The organism is Streptomyces sp. SID12501 (genome assembly GCF_010550245.1).
Taxonomy (GTDB): Bacteria; Actinomycetota; Actinomycetes; order Streptomycetales; family Streptomycetaceae; genus Streptomyces.
This window is the reverse complement of sequence record NZ_JAAGLU010000274.1, coordinates 1-603: the sequence shown is the minus strand read 5'-3', so window position 1 is coordinate 603 and position 603 is coordinate 1. Positions and strand designations below refer to the sequence as shown.

The following is a 603-nucleotide window of genomic DNA, read 5'->3' as shown; positions in this document are numbered from 1 at the left end:
GGCCTCCTGGCGTTCCGCGGCGACCCGGCGGCCGCGGTCCGTCAGGGCGATCACCTTGCGGCGCCCGTCGGTGGGGTGCGCGGCGCGCTCGACGTGGCCGCGCGGTGGGTCGCGCTCGGGGTCGGGGGTGTCGCCCTGCTGCTGGGCGGCCTGGGCCTGGTGAACATCGCGCTCGTGACCGTGCGCCACCGGATCCGCGAGATCGGGATCCGGCGGTCGTTCGGGGCGACGTCCGGGCGCATCTTCTTCGGCGTGCTCATGGAGTCGGTCGTCGCGACCCTCGTGGCCGGCCTCGTGGGCATCGTCCTCGCGGTCGCGATCATCAAGAACGTGCCCGTGGACGTGCTGTTCGGCGGGGGCATCCAGGACCGTCCGCCGTTCCCCGTGTCGGCCGCGCTGATCGGCCTGGCGTGCGCGACGGGCGTCGGTGCGCTGGCCGGGCTCATCCCCGCCACGGTCGCCATGCGCGTCAAGGTGATCGACGCGATCCGCTACTGACGGGGGCCCCGGCACCCGTCGCGAGGACGCCAACCCCCGCCCCGTCGTCATACCGCAGAATGACCACCCCGCCACCGGGGCTTCGCTAGGGTCGCCGTGACGCCC

1 protein-coding gene is annotated in these 603 nt (G+C 74.5%); it reads left to right on the top strand.

Features of this window, described 5'->3' with window-relative positions; translation table 11 throughout:
• Nucleotides 1–498, top strand: a 498-nt coding sequence (locus G3I71_RS45705) for an ABC transporter permease (protein ID WP_164324850.1), incomplete at its 5' end; no start/stop codon positions are given.
• Nucleotides 499–603 lie beyond the last annotated feature (105 nt).